The organism is Glycomyces amatae, assembly GCF_020991375.1.
Classification (GTDB): Bacteria; Actinomycetota; Actinomycetes; order Mycobacteriales; family Micromonosporaceae; genus Glycomyces; species Glycomyces amatae.
Map to the genome: position 1 here is coordinate 180636 of NZ_JAJLQZ010000003.1, position 15895 is coordinate 196530.

A 15895-nucleotide genomic window follows, 5' to 3' on the forward strand; every position below is an offset into this window, starting at 1 on the left:
GGCGGCCGCTGACCTGCGACCGCCCGCACCGTCCAGTCGGCAGACGACTCGATCAGGTCACGGCGGCGCGGGAGCACCGGACGGATCGGGCAGCAGCACTTGGAACGTGGCGCCGCCGCCGGGCGTCTCCAGCAGACGGACGCAACCGCCGTGCGCGGTGACGATCGCCACCACGATGGCCAGACCCAGACCGGAGCCCCCTTCGTCCGCCCCTGCGCGCCGGGCGCGTCCCGGGTCGAGGCGGACGAGTCGCTCGAAGATCGCCTCCGCGTGCTCGGGCGCCACCCCGGGACCGGTGTCCGCCACTTCTATGACGGCCGCGGGGAGCGGGGGCAGGGCGCCGATCTGCGCCAGGCACGGCCCCGCCGGCGCGGATCCGCGCCCGAGGCGGACGGTTATCCCGCTCTCGGACGGAGTGTGGCGCAACGCGTTCGCGATCAGGTTGGTCACCACCTGACGCAGCCGGGGTTCGTCGCCCTGGAGCTCGATCGCATCGAGGAACTCCTCATCACCGCCGTTGAGCGGCTCGAGCGCGATGAACCGGTCGGGTGCCCGCAGATGCGCCGCGCCGATGGCATCGGCCGCGATGCCGAGGAGGTCCACGGGCTCGTAGTGCAGCGGCCGTTCGCGGTCGAGCGCCGCCAGCAGCAGGAGGTCGTCCAGGAGCAGCCCCATGCGGCGGGCCTCGGCCTCGATTCGTCCGATGGTCTCGTCCACGAGGGGACCCGGCACCCCGCCTCGACGGTAGAGCTGGGCGAAGCCCTTGATCGAGGTCAGCGGTGTGCGCAGTTCATGGGAGGCGTCCGCGAGGAACTGGCGCAGGCGGCCCTCCGATGCGGTGCTGGCGTCGAGCGCGGACTGGATCCGGGCGAGCATGGTGTTCAGCGCCATGCCCAGGCGACCGGTCTCGGTATGCGGGTCGCTGTCGATCACACGCTCGTCGAGCCGGCCTTCGGCGATCGCCGCGGCGGTGGACTCCATCCGGTCCAACGGGCGCAGGCCTGCCCTGACCACCCAGAACGCGCCGCAGGCGAGCAGCCCGAGGATGGTGAGCGTGACCGCGCCGCCGATGAGCAGGAGACTCTCCGTGGCCGCCTGGACCTGGTCGGCCGAGAGCGCGATGACGGCGTAGCCGCTGCCTTCAGGGCCGGCGACGACCAGGACGCGCCAGAGATGGCCCTCGGCGTCCTCGACGGTGCTCGACGCCTCCGACGCGGCCCGCGCTTCGAGGTCGCCCAAGTCCGTCAGCGCGGGAAAGTCGGCCTCGGTCCGCTCCTCGCCGAGCGCGTACTGGAACTCCTCCTCGATGTCGTACACGTAGATCCGCGGACTCTCGGGCATCTCGCTCGAGCGCGGCATCCGCGTGAAGGGCTCCTCGGGTGCGGTCTGCGGCAGGGGCATCTCCTCACTGAACTCCGCCGCGCCGCGCAGCTGGTCGTCGATGCGCTCCGTGAGCACGTTCTCAAGCAGCGCGGTCGCCGTCAGCATCGCCACCGCGAGCGCCAGCCCGCAGATGCCGACGATCGTGACGGTCATGCGGGAGCGGACGGTCCAGAACCGCCACCGCCGCAGCGCGGGTCTCACTGGGGCCGCGGGAGCCGGAGCGCGTAGCCGAAGCCGCGGATGGTGTGGATGAGCGGGACGCCCTCCGCGTCGATCTTCTTGCGCAGGTAGTACACGTAGGACTCGACGATGCGCCCGTTGCCGCCGAAGTCGTAGCCCCAGACGCGGTCGAGGATCTGGTCCTTGCTGACGACCTTCCCGGCGTTGATCATCAGGTACTGGAGCAGCCGGAACTCCGTCGGCGAGAGCTGGACGGGCCGCTTCGCCCTGCGCACCTCGTGCAGCGCTTCGTCGAGCTCGAGGTCGGCGTACCGCATCACCTGCTCTTCCGAGGGCTGCGCGATCTTGGAGCGGCGCAGGATCGCCTGGACGCGCAGCAGGACCTCTTCGAGGTCGAAGGGCTTGGTGACGTAGTCGTCGGCGCCGAGGGTCAGCCCCGCGACCCGGTCGCGCACCGAATGCCGGGCGGTGAGGAACAGCACGGGCAGCTCCTGGTGGTCGGCGTGGAGCCGCTTGGCGACTTCGAAGCCGTCCAGGTCGGGCAGCATCACGTCGAGGATGACCAGATCGGGGCGGAACGCGCCGGCGGCCTGGAAGCACTCGGCGGCGGTGGTCGCGACCTCGACGTCGAAACCGGTCAGCCGGAGCGTGGCCGAAAGGAGCGCGCCGATGTTCTCCTCGTCGTCCACGACCAGGACACGGGATTTGGCGGCGCCCGGTTCCGTCTCTCCATGGAAGCCGGTCGCGGCGGTCGACCCGGCAAGGCCCGCCTCGGTGTCGTTCATCGGCCGTTCCCCAGTCTCGAGGCTTCGTCGTGAACCCTCCGCCCGTCTCGCGGGTCGAGCCGAGGCGCGGTCGACGGTCCGCCGCCTGTGACCGGTGCGGGCTGTTCCGGGGACGCGTAGGGCTGGTTCATGCGCCCATCCTGGCCGCACTGCCTGAACGCGGCCTCGGATCCAGCTCAAAGGCGGCTCAGAACCGCGACTCCCACGGAACTCGGAGTCGGTTCCGAGCCGGTTCCGATGCGAACCGAGCATCGTGGTCCCTCATGCGCACCCTGATCGCACCTTCACGACCGCTCAGACTCATCGCGGCGGCGGCCGCCGGCTTCGCCTTGGCGGCCTGCGGGTCGGGCGACGCCGAATCCTCCGAGGAGACCGCCTCGGCCGGGAGCGACCCGATGGCCGCGTACACCGAGTGCCTCGAGGCGCAGGGTATCGAGCTGCCCGAGGATTGGAACGCCGGGTTCGGCGGCAGTTTCGATCCCGAGAACGCCCCCTCCGACATGCCGACGGACATGCCCACCGACCTGCCTTCGAACATGCCCACGGATATGCCCACCGACATGCCCTCAGGCGGGTTCAGCGCTCCTGAGGGCGTCAGCGAGGAGGACTGGGCCGCCGCTCAGGAAGCCTGCATGAACACGCTGCCGCAAGGCGGCGGATTCTCCGGCGACTCCTGACCTGTACCCGGCGGGTCTCGCCTCGCACCGGGGACCGCCCTCCCCCACCGGCCCGCTGCTCCCATTCGACGCTGCAACGGGCCGGTGCGGCGGTCGAAATCCTTTGGGCGCAGTTCGGTCAGCTCGCCCCAGCGCATGCCGGTCTCGACCAGGATCTTCGACATCGCGTCAGAGAGGACGTGGTAGAAGCGATCGAACTGCGCCGGGGTGATGATCACCAGCGGCTTGGTCGGGACCGGATCGGTCTTGGCGCAGCGGCAGGGGTTGAAGGAGATGATCTCGTCGACAGCACTGGTGAAGACCGCACTCAAGACCATTTTGAGCATGCAGCGGTTCGCCGCCGAGAGCCCGGCGGCCTTGAGCATGACCTGCCACTGCTTGATGGTCGTGGGGCGAGGCAGCGTCAGAGCCGAGAAACACTTGACCCCGATCGGGTGTACGGCATGGCCATACTTGAACCTGCCGCCCCTTGACCAGTCCGGAACCTAGGACGAAATATCCGAAAACAACAAAGCCCAGATCAGAGATTATACCTCTGACCTGGGCAAACGTCGGGCTGACAGGACTTGAACCTGCGACCCCTTGACCCCCAGTCAAGTGCGCTACCAAGCTGCGCCACAGCCCGTTTTTCGCCGCGTTGTCCGCAGCGGTGACAACTTTAGCGCATGGCCTCCGGTGTCACTGAGGCGAGGTCCCCTCTGTGAGGTGCCCCGGTCATTTCTTGGACTTCTTGCGCGATTCGCGTGGTTTGACCACTAGTTCGATGGGCGTGCCCGGGAAGCCGAAGTCCTCGCGGAGCTTGCGCTGGATGAACTTGAGGTACTGCTTGTCGAAGGGCGCGTTGGTGAAGAGGATGAACCGCGGCGGCTCGGCGGCCGCCTGGGTCGCGTAGATCACCTTCGGGGCCTTGTTCGCGCGCACGGGATGCGGCGTGGCCGCCTGGAGGGCGCTGATCCACTGGTTCAGCTCGCCGGTGCTGATCCGCTGGCCCCAGCCCGCGAGGGCCTCGCGGAGGGAGCGGGCGATCTTCTCCACGGCGCGGCCGGTCATGGCCGAGACGTTGACGCGGGGCGCCCACGAGACCTGGCCCAGCTCGCGGTCGATCTCCTTCTCCAAGTAGTAGCGGCGGTCGTCGTCCACCAGGTCCCACTTGTTGAAGGCGAGGACCAGGGCCCGGCCGGACTCGGTGACCTGGGTCAGGACCCGCTGGTCCTGCTCCGAGATGGGCTCGGAGGCGTCCAGGAGGACGAGGGCCACCTCGGCGGCCTCGACTGCGGCCTCGGTGCGCAGCGCCGCGTAGTACTCGGTGCCCGAGGCGAACTTGACGCGCTTGCGCAGGCCCGCGGTGTCCACCAGGATCCAGTCCTCGCCGTCGATCTCCACCAGGGAGTCGACGGGGTCGACGGTGGTGCCCGCGATGTTGTCGACGACGGCGCGCTCCTCACCGGCGATGCGGTTGAGCAGGCTCGACTTGCCGACGTTCGGGCGGCCGACGAGGGCCACCCGGCGAGGTCCGCGCTCCTTGAGCGCCCCCGTGGGCTCCTCGGGGAACGCCCACACGATCTTGTCGAGCAGGTCGCCCGAGTTGCGGCCGTGGAGCGCCGAGATCGGGAACGGCTCGCCCAGGCCGAGGCTCCACAGCTCGTGGATCTCCGCCTCCTGGCGCTCCGAGTCGACCTTGTTCGCGACGAGGATGACCGGCTTCTTGGTCTGGCGCAGGATCCTCACGGCCGCCTCGTCGGCGTCGGTGGGCCCCACGCGGGAGTCCACGACGAAGACGATCACGTCGGCGGTGCGCATGGCCAGCTCGGCCTGCACGGCGATGGACCGGGCCATGCCCTCGGCGTCGGGGTCCCAGCCGCCGGTGTCGACCAGGCTGAACTCCTTGCCGGCCCATTCGGCGTCGTAGGCCACCCGGTCGCGGGTCACGCCGGGCTCGTCCTGCACCACCGCGGCGCGGCGGCCCAGGATGCGGTTGACCAGCGTCGACTTGCCCACGTTGGGGCGGCCGACGACGGCCACCGTCGGGACCGGGCCTCGTTCGTCGGACTCGAGTTCGGCCCAGGTCGCTTCGTCACTCATCGATGTCCCTGTTGTTCAGCAAGGCCAGGATCTTGGCCACTACCTCCACGATCGGCAGTGCCGTGGAGTCGATCACCACGGCCCCTTCGGGGGCCTCCAGGGGCTTGGTGGTCTTCGAGTCCGCGGTGTCGCGGCGCTCGATGTCCTGCTTGATGGTCTGCTCGTCGGCGCCCATCTCGGCCGCGCGGCGCTTGGCGCGCTCGACGGGGTCGGCCGTGAGGTAGACCTTGACGTCGGCGTCCGGGGCGACCACCTCGACGATGTCGCGGCCCTCGACGACGATGCCGCGCTTCGCGGCCTTGATGATGCGCCGCTGCTCCTCGATGAGGAACTTGCGCACCGCCTTGTTCCCGGCCACCGCCGAGACCGCCTTGGTGACGTCGTCGCCGCGGATCGCCAGGTCGGCGTCCTCGCCGTCGACGCGGGTGAAGGGGTCGTCGGGAGCGGTGCCGAACTCGAGCTTGGCGTTCTTGACGGTCTTGGTGACCTGCGCGGTCTGCGAGGGGTCGACGCCGGCCTTGAGGACGGCCAGGGTGGCGGCGCGGTACATCGAACCGGTGTCGAGATAGGCGGCTTCGATCGCGGTGGCGAGGGTCTTGGACACGGTCGACTTGCCGGCCCCCGACGGGCCGTCGATGGCGACGACCGGTCCGCTCTGCTGCTCAGGCACTATCGCGCTCCGTTCTTCAACTGCAAACCCCGCAAACCTACATCATGCCCGGTCGCGGCTCTTCCACGGCGAACGCTTGCGCGGCGGTGACTTGCCGCGTCAGCCGCGCTCGACCACCCGCGCCCCCATCGGCCACAGGGCGAGCGGGATCATCTTCCAGTTGGCGACGGCGAGGGGAAGGCCGATGATCGTGATCGCCTGGAGGAAGCCGGTCACCAGGTGGGCGACGGCCAGCTCCCAGCCGAAGAGGATGAGCCACAGGATGTTCCCGAGCAGGGAGAAGCACCCCGAGGAGCGGTCGTAGACCACGGTGCGGCCGAACGGCCACAGCACGTACTTCGCCAGTCGCATGTTGGCGATCCCGAACGGGATCGTCACGATGAAGACGCAGAAGAGCAGGCCCGCGAAGAAGTAGCCGATGGCGAGCCACAGGCCGGCGAGGACGAACCAGATGACGTTCAGAATCGTTGACACGCCGAAAGGCTAACCCGCCCTTGCCGGTCCTGTCGCTACAGCTGGCACCGGGACCGGTGGTAGTGCTGGCACCACTTAGAGCCCGACTTCGCGGAACAGCTCCCCGACCTCGTTGGGGGTCAGGCGCCGCAGCGTCCCAGGCTTGAGGTTGCGCAGCTTGACCGGGCCGATCTCGGTACGCACCAGGCGCGAGACGTGGTGGCCGACCTCGTCCATGAGCCGCCTCACAATGTGCTTGCGGCCCTCGTGGATGGTGATCTCGATCAACGACTGCCCGGCGTGCTCGTCGATGATCTTCAGCTTGTCGGCCTTGGCGGGGCCGTCCTCGAGCTCGACGCCGGCCAGGAGCCGGTTCCAGGTGGCCCGGTCCATGATCCCGTTGACCTGGGCCCGGTAGACCTTCGGCAGCCCGTGCGAGGGGTGCATGATGCGGTTGGCCAGCTCCCCGTCGTTGGTGAGCAGCAGGAGGCCCTCGGAGTCGGTGTCGAGCCGCCCGACGTGGAAGACGCGCTGGTCGATCCCCTTGGCGAACTCGGCGAGCGAGGGGCGGCCCTCGTCGTCCTCCATGGTCGAGACGATCCCGCGCGGCTTGTTGATCGCGAAGTACACGGTGTCGACGTCGGTCACGACCCGCTTGCCGGAGACGTGGATGACGTCCTTGGCGGGGTCCACGCGCTGGCCGAGGCGGGCGGGCTCGCCGTTCACCTTCACCTTGCCGCGGGAGATCAGGTCCTCGGCGGCCCGGCGGGAGGCGATCCCGGCCTGCGACAGCACTTTCTGCAGGCGAATGCCCTCTGCGTCAGCGTTGTTCATCTTCCTCGATATCCGTCACGTCGTCGGGCAGGAACGGGGCCAGCTCAGGCAGCTGGCCGACCGAGTCCAAGCCGATCTTCTCCAAGAACAGGGTGGTGGTGCGGTAGAGCGTCGCCGTGGAGTCCGGGTCGGTCCCGCACTCCTCGACCAGGCCGCGCGCCAGCAGCGTGCGCATGACGCCGTCGCAGTTGACCCCCCGGATGGCCGAGATGCGGCCGCGGGTGACCGGCTGCCGGTAGGCCACCACGGCGAGCGTCTCCAGGGCCGCCTTGGTGAGGCGGGCGGAGGCGCCGTCGGTGACGAACCGCTCCACGTAGCGGGCGTATTCGGCCCGGGTGTAGAAGCGCCAGCCGCCGGCTTGGCGACGCAGGTCGAATCCGCGTCCGTCACCAGTGTATTCGGCGCTGAGTCGGCCCAGTCGCTCGCGTATCTGCGAACGTGGCCGCTCCAATACCGCGGACAGGAATTCCTCGGAGAGCGGCTCCTCGGCGATCATGAGGATCGCCTCCAGGACGGCGCCGAGGTCGACGTCCTCGGGGACGGGGGCGGCGGCGGTGACCTGGTCGTCCGCCTCGGTGTCGGCCGGGGCGCCGGCCACGGCGCGGGCGTACTCGTCGGTGTCGCCGACCGGTTCGTCGGCGGGCGTGTCGGGCCGCCGCGGCGGGTCCTCCCGGCGCGCGCCGGGCATCCGCCAGGTCGGCAGGGCGTCCTCCAGGGACGCCTCGACGTCCTCACTCATCCGTGGTCTCCTCCTCGGCCTGCGGGCTGCCCGCGTACTCGTCGACGTCGATCTCGGTGTTCCCCGTGCCGCCGAGCCAGCGCACGGTCAGCTCCCCCAGGGCCTGCATCTGCTCGAAGCCGACCAGGGCCTCGCGGTAGAGCTCCAGGAGCGCCAGGAACCGCGCGACGACCTCGAGGTGGGTCTCGCAGTCGGAGGTGAGGGCCCGGAAGGTCGCGGTCTGGACGCGCTGGAGGCGGCGGGAGAGGATGACGGCGTGCTCGCGCACCGAGACGCGCTGGATGTGGATGTGCCCGGTGCCGACCGTGGGGGGCGGTTTGGGGCGCATCGCCTCGCCCGCCAGGGCGGCCAGGGCCTCGGGGGTGAGGTCGAGGACGAGTTCGGGCAGGAGGCCCTGGTAGCGCGCCTCGAGGCCGACGTTGCGGGGGACGCGGGTCGCGGCGGCCTCGACGAGGCCGGCGAGGGCTCCTGCGGCCTCCTTGTAGGCCTTGTACTGGAGGAGCCGGGCGAAGAGGAGGTCGCGGGCTTCGAGGAGGGCGAGGTCCTCCTCGTCGTCGACGACGGTGCCGGGCAGGAGCCGGGCGGTCTTGAGGTCGAGGAGGGTGGCGGCGACGAGGAGGAACTCGGAGGTCTCCTCGAGGTTCCAGGCCTCGTCGAGGGAGGTGACGTAGGCGATGAACTCGGAGGCGACCTGGTGGAGGGCGACCTCGGTGACGTCGAGCTTGTGCTTGCCGATGAGCTGGAGCAGCAGGTCGAACGGGCCCTCGAAGTTGGCGAGCCGGACGTGGAAGCCGCTCTCGGCCTCCTGCGGTTCGCCGTCCCGCAGGGTCGGGAGCGGGGTCGGCTGCTGGTCGGTCACGCAGGCAAGCTTAGACGGGCGCCCCGAGGGCCGCGGAGCGAACTCCGGGCGACCTGTGACGGAATGCTCCCGGAGACCTATTTGTCCGTGGCGGCGATGAGCTCTCGGGCGAGTTGGCGGTAGGCGCGGGCGCCCGAGGAGGCGGGGGCCCAGGTGGTGATGGGCTCGCCGGCGACGGTGGTCTCGGGGAAGCGCACGGTGCGGGTGATGACGGTGGAGAACACCTTGTCGCCGAAGGCCTCCACGACGCGCTGGAGGACCTGGCGCGAGTGGGTGGTGCGCGAGTCGTACATGGTCGCGAGGATGCCGTCGAGCTCGAGGTCGTAGTTGAGGCGCTCGCGGACCTTGTCAACGGTGTCGAGCAGCAGCGCCACGCCGCGCAGCGAGAAGAACTCGCACTCGAGCGGGACGAGCACGGAGTGGGCGGCGGTGAGCGCGTTGATCGTCAAGAGCCCCAAGGAGGGCTGGCAGTCGATGAGGACGTAGTCGAAGTCGGGGATGATGGGGCGCAGGACCCGGGCGAGGGTCTGCTCGCGGGCGACCTCGTTGACCAGCTGGATCTCGGCGGCCGACAGGTCGATGTTGGCCGGGAGGAGGCGCAGGCCCGCGACGTTGGTCTTGACCATGACGTCGTCGATGTCGACGTCGTCCTGCATGAGCAGGTTGTAGACGGTCAGGTCGAGGGTGTGGGGGTTGGTGCCGAACCCGACCGACAGGGCCCCTTGGGGATCGAAGTCGACCAGGAGGACCTTGCGGCCGTACTCGGCGAGCGCGGCGCCGAGGTTGATGGTCGTGGTGGTCTTGCCGACCCCGCCCTTCTGGTTGGCCATGGCGATGACGCGGGCCGGGCCGTGGCGCTCCAGCGGCTGCGGCTGCGGGATGTCGCGTTTGCCCGTGTAGGACTCGGGGTCGGGCGAGGAGAGGTCGCCCTCGCCTTCGACGGGAGGCGCCTGCGCGGCCCCGCGCAGGGCAGCCCATTTGTCGTTGCTGTCCACACTGCTCATTTCCGCCTCCTGGTGCGAGGTCGACACCGGGTGCCGGGCGTCTCACCATTGCCTGTCATAGCGACTGTACGTCAGTGTATCGAGGCTGTCGACGGCTCGCGAGACTCCGAGGCACCCGGTGTGGGATCGCCCGCTGTGCGGTGGGGGGCATGGGACCCGAGGGGACGTCAGTTCTCCGCGAGCACCTGCGCGAGCGGTTTCAGCGGCAGGTGGTGGGTGAGGGCGACGGGCTCGTTGACGACCTGCCCCTCGTAGGTGTTGAGGCCCCGTGCGAGCGCCGGGTCGGCCTTGAGCGCGCCGGCCCAGCCGAGGTTGGCGAGCTTCATGACGTAGGGCAGGGTCGCGTTGGTGAGCGCGTACGTGGAGGTGTTCGGGACGGCGCCGGGCATGTTGGCGACGCAGTAGAACAGCTTGCCGCCGTGGGTGAACGTCGGCTCGTCGTGGGTGGTGGCCCTGGAGTGGGCGAAGCACCCGCCCTGGTCGATCGCGATGTCGACCAGGACCGCGCCGGGCTTCATCTCGGCGAGGACCTCGTCGTCGACCACGGTGGGGGCCTTGGCCCCCGGGACGAGGACGGCGCCGATGACGAGGTCGGCCTCGCGGCAGGCGCGCTTGACCTCGAAGCGGTTGGAGACGATGGTGCGCAGGCGGCCCTGGTACTGGTCGTCGGCGGCGTGGAGCTTGTCGATGTTGAGGTCGAGGAGCTCGACGTCGGCCCTCATGCCGACGGCGATGGCGGCGGCGTTCATGCCCGAGACGCCGGCGCCGATGATGACCACGCGGGCGGGGGCGGTCCCGGGGACGCCGCCCATCAGGGTGCCGCGGCCGCCTTCGGGGCGCTGGAGGTGGTAGGCGCCGGCCTGGACGGCGAGGCGCCCGGCCACTTCGCTCATGGGGGCCAGGAGCGGCAGGCGGCCGTCGGCGGTCTGCACGGTCTCGTAGGCGATGGCGGTGACGTGCCGCTCCATGAGCGCGTCGGTGCACGCGGCGCCGGCGGCGAGGTGGAGGTAGGTGAAGAGGGTCTGGCCCGGGCGCATGCGGTGGAACTCGGCCTCGACGGGCTCTTTGACCTTGAGGACGAGGTCGCCGGTGCCCCAGGTCTCGTCGGCGTCCGCGGCGATGTGGGCCCCGGCGGCGCGGTAGTCGTCGTCGGTGATGGCGGAGCCGGTCCCGGCGCCGGTCTCGACGGTGACGTCGTGTCCGGCGGCGACCAGCTCGTGGACGCCGGCGGGGGTGAGGGCGACGCGGTACTCGTTGTTCTTGATCTCGCGGGGGACGGCGACTTTCACGTTGCGGGTTCCTTCCGAAGCGTTGGGCCTGTTCGGGGCCGGTCGGCATCCCGCACGGGCATTTTAGGACGCGGTTCGCCCAGGAGCCCGCATTCCTCGTGGGTCAGCGGTTCGGACGGCGTCGTCGTCGTGATCGTAGACCGAGCGCCCGCCGCCTGGGAAGGCGGCGGGCGGCGTCGTTGCGAAAAAGCGGTGCCGTGCGCTATCGGCGTTCGAGGTGGAGCCGGGTGAGGTTCAGGGCGAGCGCGCAGACGCCGTTGCGGATCTCGCCGGAGGCGACGGCGTCGAGGGCCTTGCCGAGGTCCCACCAGACGAGTTCGATGTGGGACTCCTCGTCGGTGCGCTCGTGCCGGTCGGCCTCGGGGACCGGGGTGAGCCCGGTGGCGAGGTAGTAGTGGATGAGCTCGTTGGAGATGCCGGGGGTGGTGTAGTACTCGCCGAGCTCGACCAGGTCGGCGGCGTGGAGGTCGACCTCCTCGGCGAGCTCGCGGCGGGCGGCGACGGCGGGGTCCTCCCCCGGGATGTCGCGCAGGCCCGCGGGGAACTCCCACAGGAGCTCCTTGGGCGGGACGCGGTACTGGCGGATGAGGCCGACGCGGCCGTGCTCGTCGAGGGGGACGGTGACGACGGCGCCGACGTGGTCGAGGAATTCGCGCCGGGCCGTGTGGGGCGCCTCCTCGGTGCCGCCGGGCATCGCGACGGTCTCGGCGGTCAGGTCGTAGCACCAGCCGCGGTGGATGGTTTCGCTGTCGAGAACTCGGTACTCATGCACGAGGGCCACACTAGTCCGCTGCCGTCGCGGGTTCAGGCCTCTCCGGAGGCGTCCTTGAGGCGGCGCAGGATGCCGTCGACGACCTCCTGGGGCGGGAGGGGGACGCCGGAGAGGGCCGAGAGGAACAGGCCGTCGCCGACGAGGCGGACGATCTCGGCGGTGACGGGGTCCTCGATCTGCTCGCGCAGGAGCGCGGCCCAGCCCTCGAAGATGAACAGGACGTCGGCCTTGGCGGTCTCGGAGAGGCCGTCGCGTCCGCGCATGGCGGTGAGCAGGGCCCAGAGCCCGGCGGCGGACTCGGCGGACTCGACCTCGGAGACGCGCAGGAACGTCTCGACCGCGCCGGCCTCGCGGGCCCGCTCGATGCTGGCCTCCTCCTGGCGGCGGAAGCGCGCGGCGAGTCCGTCGTAGAGGTCGGGCTTGGAGCCGAAGTGGTAGAGCAGGCCGCCCTTGGAGACGCCGGCCTCGGCGGCGACCTTCTCCAGGGTCACGCCCGAGCTGCCCTCCTCGACGAGGATGCGCTGGAGCGCGTTGAGGATCCGGTCACGGGTGGTGACCTCGGGCTCGTTCATGTTGCCTCCTGATTGCTACTGTACCGTCCGGACGGTACAGTTGACGAGCGGCGCGCTCGGCGGCGCGCCTCCGTGCATCGTCAGAGAAAGAGATACCAATGGACACCCAGCTGCGCGCACCCGAGCAGCGCCGTCCCCGCATGAGCGCCCGGCAGATCGGCGCCCTGGCGGTGCTCGTGCTGCCGGTGCTGCTCATCTCGATCGACATGACCGTGCTCGGCTTCGCCGTGCCGTTCCTGTCCGAGGACCTCGGGCCCACCAGCTCCCAGCTGCTGTGGATCGTCGACGTCTACGGCTTCGTGCTCGCCGGGCTCCTGGTCACCATGGGCTCCCTCGGCGACCGGTTCGGGCGGCGCCGCCTGCTCGTCATCGGCTCGGCCGCGTTCGCCGCCGCCTCCGTGCTCGCCGCGTACGCGCCGACCGCCGGGGCCCTCATCGCCGCCCGCGCCCTCCTGGGCCTGGCCGGGGCGACCCTCATGCCGACCACGCTGGGCCTCATGCGGAACCTGTTCACCGACGGCCGCCAGCGCAAGTTCGCGATCGCGATCTGGGGGTCCGGGTTCTCCGCGGGCGCCGCGGCCGGGCCGATCGTAGGCGGCTGGCTGCTGGAGCACTTCTGGTGGGGCTCGGTGTTCCTCATGGCCGCGCCCGTGTCGCTGGCCGTCATGGTGGCCGCGCCGCTGCTGCTGCCGGAGTCGAAGGACCCGAACCCGGGCCCGATCGACCTGCTCAGCGTCGCGATGTCGTTCCTGGCGATGTTCCCGTTCGTCTACGGGGTCAAGACCGTCGCCGAGCGCGGCGTCACCTGGGCGGCCGTGGCCGCGATCCTCTTCGGCGCGCTCATGGCGGCGCTGTTCGTGCGCCGCCAGCGCCGCCTGGAGCACCCGCTCCTGGACCTGCGCCTGTTCGGCCTGCGGCGCTTCAGCGCCTCGCTGGCCACGAACTTCACGATCGTGTTCGCGATGATCTCCTCGCTGTTCCTGCTCACGCAGTACTTGCAGCTGGTGCTGGGCTTCTCCCCCATGGAGGCGGGGCTGCTGCTCCTGCCCGAGATGGCGGTGTCCGTGGTCGCCGGCCTGTTCGCGGTGCGGCTGTCGGAGCGGGTCGGGATGGCGCGCACCATCATCGGCGGCATGGCGTTCGTGATCGCCGGGTTCGCGGGCATGGCGTTCGTCGGCGTGGACGAGGGCGCCCTGGTGGTCGTGGCGGCCTCCACGCTCATCGGCGCGGGCGCCGGCCTGGCGCAGACCGTCACCAACGACGCGATCCTCGCGGCCGCCCCGGCCGACCGGGCGGGCTCGGCCTCGGCGATCTCCGAGACCGCGTACGAGCTGGGCGGCGCGATGGGCGTCGCGCTCCTCGGATCGCTGGCCACGGGCGTCTACCGGTCCGAGCTCGGCGACGCGCCCGCCGGGGCGGCCGAGACGCTCGGCGAGGCCGCGCACGTCGCGGCGACCCTCCCGGCGGAGGCCGGCGAGGCGCTGCTCACCGCCGCGCGCACCGCGTTCACCGACGGCCTCAGGATCACCGCGCTCGTCGCCGCGGCCCTGGTCCTGATCGCCGCGGTGGCGGTCGGCAGGGCCCTGCGCGGCAACGCGCGCTGATCCGAAGGCAGAGGAGCGGGGGGGGGGGCCGGGGGCCCCCCCCCCCCCCCACACAACCGCCGCCGCCCCCCCCCCCCGCCCCCCCCCCCCCCCCCGGGCCCCCCCCCCGCGGGGGGGGGGGGGCGGCGCGGGCGCGCCCCCCCCCCCCCCCCCGGGGCGGCCCCCCCCCCCCCCCCCCCCCCCCCCCCCCACGCCCGTGTTTCGTCTGTAAGCCGGACGCAACGGTTTCCGCCATGGAACTGAGGCCCGCCCCACATGCATGAATATTCGATTATGTTAACAGTGCTTTCACGATATCCTCATAGAGTGTCGTGGCAATCCCGCGGCACTGTCTGCATCGCGCCCCCTTCGACGTCGCTCCGGCACTTCTTCCCCGAGCACGACAACCAGGCCATTCGAGAACAGTGCACCCGGCGATCCACCCACACCTCGCGGAGAGGAAACCCCATGGCAGACCACGACCCGGTCATCAGCGCGCAGGTCTACGAAGCGCTCGGCACCGCCTTGTCCAGCTTCTGCTGGTACAAACGCTCGCTCAAGCGGCGTGTCGGCATCCTGCTGCGCGACCACCCCGAGATCCTCGAGCAGGTCGATTTCACGCAGTCGAAGCGCGACACCGCCGACCAGATCATCGGCATCCTCGCCGGGAACGCCGCTTACAGGGCGGTGACCCTCGAGATGGCCCGCGAGCTCGCAACGTGGAACGACTTCTCCGATCTGCGGAGCCACCCGGACGCCGCCGACCTCCTCAAGGTCGCCAGGGCCTCCGTGGCGGCGCTGCGCCACCTGCTCGCCGACCGTCCCGAGGCGGTCCGGCCGCCGGTCCACCCAACCCGACGGGGCCGAAAAGTCCCGGCGGCCCCCGACCGCGACGGCCGCGAACTCCTCCTGCGCGAGTACCTCATGCTCCGGCGCTCGTCGCGTCCGCAGCAGCGCGGCATCAAGCTCGAGAAGCTGGTCTTCCGCCTCGCCGACCTCGAAGGGCTCGAGCCGCGGGACGGGTACGTGCTGGCCGGCGAGCAGATCGACGGGTCACTCATGCTCGACGGCGACTGCCTCCTCATCGAGGACAAGTGGCTCGAGGGCCGGGTCGAACGGCGCCACGGCGACGAGTTCGCCGCGAAGCTGTCCCGGAAGGGCCGCGGCACCCTGGGCCTGTTCGTCAGCGTGAACGGGTTCTCGAAGGGCTTCAAGGAGGTCTACTCCAACAGCGCCGGGTTCATCACGCTCGACGGGAACGACCTGCTCCTCATCCTCAACGGCCGCATCACGCTGGCCGAGGCGCTGCGGGTCAAGCTACGGCACCTCCGCGAGACCGGCGACTGCCACCACCCGCTGGCGAAGTCCGACGAAGGATAAGGAGTCATCCTCGTCGAACGGCAGGGAATCGACCGACTTGAAGGCGAGGTCCGCGATCGACCCCCGGTGGGGGACCAGCCAGTACAACGTTCCCTGCAACGGGCTTCCCTTGCTGCCCGTGGCGAGTTCGATGATGTGATGCACAAGGCCGGTGGCCGAGTAGGGCTTCCCGTCAGCCTCCCAGACGAGCGGCTCCTTCAGGTCGTTGCGCCAGTGGGCCACCGATCTGGAGGGGTCCTGAGCCAGCCAGCGGGTGAGCTTCTGCCGCAGCGGTTTCGTCTGGGCACGGAACTCCAAGCGGGTGCCGTCAGCGATCGTCCCTCTCTGCACGAGCAGGGCCACCGCGTTCTGCTGCCGCTTCGTGGATTTGCGTTGCCGGTCCTTCCTGTACTCATCGGGGAGGACCGGGGCGTTGCGCTCGCCGAGATAGTCGTCGACCACGGCCTTGGCGAGATCACGAGACTTCGCAACTGATCGGAACAACGCCGACAGCTGAGCGCGTTCGCCGTAATTCTGGTTGACGCAGTGAATAAGCCTGGCCAGGACGGACTTGGTGAGGAGAGGGACCTTCTCCAGCACCTCAATGTCCCAGTCGTATCCGTCGTCTCTGATGCGGTCGCTGATCAAGAGGTG

General features: G+C 70.2%; 16 protein-coding genes and 1 tRNA gene. 3 read left to right on the top strand and 14 right to left on the bottom strand.

Going from position 1 to position 15895, the window contains the following annotated elements:
* Positions 1-57: 57 nt before the first annotated feature.
* Both LO763_RS06020 and LO763_RS06025 read right to left on the bottom strand, forming a co-directional pair.
* Positions 58-1536 carry a sensor histidine kinase gene (locus LO763_RS06020; RefSeq protein ID WP_230601060.1) on the bottom strand — a complete coding sequence of 493 codons (1479 nt, stop codon included), beginning with the start codon at positions 1534-1536 and terminating at the stop codon, positions 58-60.
* Positions 1537-1580: 44 nt separating this feature from the next.
* Positions 1581-2348, bottom strand: coding sequence for a response regulator transcription factor (locus tag LO763_RS06025; RefSeq protein WP_230601061.1), 768 nt, complete (start codon positions 2346-2348; stop codon positions 1581-1583).
* Positions 2349-2611: 263 nt separating this feature from the next.
* Here LO763_RS06025 and LO763_RS06030 point away from each other — a divergent pair, with 263 nt between their 5' ends.
* The gene (locus tag LO763_RS06030; protein ID WP_230601062.1) at positions 2612-3025 is read left to right on the top strand and encodes a hypothetical protein; all 414 of its coding nucleotides are present in this window, start codon (positions 2612-2614) and stop codon (positions 3023-3025) included.
* Here the strand turns inward: LO763_RS06030 and LO763_RS06035 are convergent.
* The 12 genes from LO763_RS06035 to LO763_RS06090 form a co-directional block, all read right to left on the bottom strand.
* Complete coding sequence (locus tag LO763_RS06035) at positions 2968-3390, bottom strand: site-specific integrase (RefSeq protein WP_230601063.1); 423 nt, start codon at positions 3388-3390, stop codon at positions 2968-2970. The two genes, LO763_RS06030 and LO763_RS06035, sit on opposite strands and share 58 nt — an antisense overlap.
* Positions 3391-3576: 186 nt before the next feature.
* Positions 3577-3650, bottom strand: a tRNA-Pro gene (locus LO763_RS06040).
* A gap of 89 nt (positions 3651-3739) precedes the next feature.
* Positions 3740-5107 (bottom strand): ribosome biogenesis GTPase Der, encoded by a 1368-nt coding sequence (gene der, locus LO763_RS06045; protein WP_230601064.1) that lies wholly within the window; start codon positions 5105-5107, stop codon positions 3740-3742.
* Entirely contained in the window at positions 5100-5777 is a 678-nt protein-coding gene (cmk, locus tag LO763_RS06050; protein WP_230601065.1) for a (d)CMP kinase, read from the bottom strand. The genes der and cmk overlap by 8 nt, the downstream gene beginning before the upstream one ends.
* Before the next feature lie 99 nt (positions 5778-5876).
* A complete protein-coding gene (locus LO763_RS06055) occupies positions 5877-6251 on the bottom strand; it encodes a YccF domain-containing protein (RefSeq protein WP_230601066.1) in 375 nt (124 codons plus the stop codon).
* Positions 6252-6326: 75 nt separating this feature from the next.
* The gene (locus tag LO763_RS06060; protein WP_230601067.1) at positions 6327-7064 is read right to left on the bottom strand and encodes a pseudouridine synthase; all 738 of its coding nucleotides are present in this window, start codon (positions 7062-7064) and stop codon (positions 6327-6329) included.
* Positions 7051-7803: an SMC-Scp complex subunit ScpB gene (gene scpB / locus LO763_RS06065; protein WP_230601068.1), complete on the bottom strand. Its 753-nt coding sequence runs from the start codon at positions 7801-7803 to the stop codon at positions 7051-7053. Before scpB ends, LO763_RS06060 begins: the two co-directional genes overlap by 14 nt.
* Positions 7796-8662 (bottom strand): segregation and condensation protein A, encoded by an 867-nt coding sequence (locus LO763_RS06070; RefSeq protein ID WP_230601069.1) that lies wholly within the window; start codon positions 8660-8662, stop codon positions 7796-7798. The genes scpB and LO763_RS06070 overlap by 8 nt, the downstream gene beginning before the upstream one ends.
* Positions 8663-8739: 77 nt before the next feature.
* Positions 8740-9693: a ParA family protein gene (locus LO763_RS06075; RefSeq protein ID WP_439650267.1), complete on the bottom strand. Its 954-nt coding sequence runs from the start codon at positions 9691-9693 to the stop codon at positions 8740-8742.
* 140 nt (positions 9694-9833) lie between these two features.
* Positions 9834-10955 (bottom strand): alanine dehydrogenase, encoded by a 1122-nt coding sequence (ald, locus tag LO763_RS06080; protein WP_230601071.1) that lies wholly within the window; start codon positions 10953-10955, stop codon positions 9834-9836.
* A gap of 202 nt (positions 10956-11157) precedes the next feature.
* On the bottom strand, positions 11158-11727 hold the full coding sequence (locus tag LO763_RS06085; RefSeq protein ID WP_230601072.1) for an NUDIX domain-containing protein: 570 nt from the start codon (positions 11725-11727) through the stop codon (positions 11158-11160).
* Positions 11728-11759: 32 nt separating this feature from the next.
* A complete protein-coding gene (locus LO763_RS06090) occupies positions 11760-12299 on the bottom strand; it encodes a TetR/AcrR family transcriptional regulator (protein WP_230601073.1) in 540 nt (179 codons plus the stop codon).
* A gap of 98 nt (positions 12300-12397) precedes the next feature.
* Between LO763_RS06090 and LO763_RS06095 the strand changes: the two genes are divergently transcribed.
* Both LO763_RS06095 and LO763_RS06100 read left to right on the top strand, forming a co-directional pair.
* Positions 12398-13903 carry an MFS transporter gene (locus LO763_RS06095; protein ID WP_230601074.1) on the top strand — a complete coding sequence of 502 codons (1506 nt, stop codon included), beginning with the start codon at positions 12398-12400 and terminating at the stop codon, positions 13901-13903.
* A gap of 447 nt (positions 13904-14350) precedes the next feature.
* Entirely contained in the window at positions 14351-15262 is a 912-nt protein-coding gene (locus tag LO763_RS06100; protein WP_230601075.1) for a hypothetical protein, read from the top strand.
* Positions 15263-15895: the final 633 nt, after the last annotated feature.